We start from the raw sequence: 1,331 nt of genomic DNA, 5'->3' as shown, positions 1-1,331 counted from the left end.
GGAAGCGATCCGGGATGTTATTGATGAAGCGGATCTGCTTATTCTCTGTCATGAAGCGAAGGGTCTCGAATACACCAGAGGAGACCGATTGAATAGACAGACTCCTCGGGTACAGCTGGATCCCGTTCTCCTTCAGACGATTCAGATCAAGCAGATCGTTCAACAGGAACGTCATACGCCGACCAACGGTGATTAGCAGCTCCATGTTTTGTATATTTTTGGAACTAAGGGAGTGGGTCTCACTATCCAACACCGTCTGGGCGATATTCAGAATGCCGTGTAGCGGATTGCGCAATTCGTGCGAAGTGTTCGCAAGAAAATCATCCTTCATCTTGTCGGCCTCTTGAAGTTTATTAGCCAACCTTTGCGTTTCAGAAGCGCCTCGAATATAGCGGTTGAACCAATAAGATGCAAACGCGATGAAAGCGGCGATCAGGTCGAGTGGGTAGTACTCTAACGTATGTCCCAAATAGGTAATAGGCAAATTTTTCAACAATCCCCATAAGGTGTTGGTTGCAATGGAAATGGAACCCAGCACGAGAAATATAGCATTCTCGTCGTTCTTCAATGCCTTGTAAATAGCAGATATCAGAAATAACAGGAAAGCAACAAAAGAAGCCGCAAAGTATACCAAAGATGCATGAAGCACTTGATTGGTGGACGAGAAAATAATATACAATGCAATCAAAGCATAGGGAGCGGTGAACCATTGAAATACTCGGTTGAAAGTACTGCTAAAAGGCAACAAATATATAACGAACTGAAGCAAGAAAGCCGCAACTCCTATAGAGGATAAGTATTGAAGCTTGATCAACCATTCCGAGTTAATCGAAGTCCAATTCGCCAACAGCTTGTCATCGTCTGTAAGCGTCATCAAGATGGCGCAACCGATCATTGAAGTGAAGGAGATCAGACCACGATGACGAATACCCATTAAGTAGAGAATGCCCGCGTAGATGGCGTGAATCAATAAGCCAACGCACACCATCAACTGCATGATGATGCCCATCCATTTCTGGTGTTCAATTCCTTCATGCGTTCCGAATTTAATCGATCTGGCGATTCCGCCTTTATCAAGAAAGGATGTTGCTTGGAGGATTACGTCCAATTCAGCACGGTCCGTTGCGAGAGTCGCAGAATAGGAAACGTTACGATTCTTGAGAGCTTCTCGCGTCTCGGCAGGTTGTCCGGATTGCGCAAGTAATGCACCGTTCACATATAGGGCAGATGAGGTTCGAATACTTGAGATTTGAAAGCTAAAGATACTGTTCTCTTCTGGAGGGAGCAGAATACGTAATCGATAAGAACCGTAGCTTAATCCTGTTGGATGA

1 protein-coding gene is annotated in these 1,331 nt (G+C 44.9%); it reads right to left on the bottom strand.

Annotation, left to right across the window (positions count from 1 at the left end; all coding sequences use genetic code 11):
• On the bottom strand, positions 1 to 1,331 hold a 1,331-nt coding region (locus AC1DWB_RS35330; protein WP_477545735.1), incomplete at both ends, for a sensor histidine kinase.

It is taken from the genome of Paenibacillus sp. P4_E11 (genome assembly GCF_056401635.1).
Note: the sequence above shows the minus strand (reverse complement) of the source record. Positions and strands in the feature narration are given on the sequence as shown.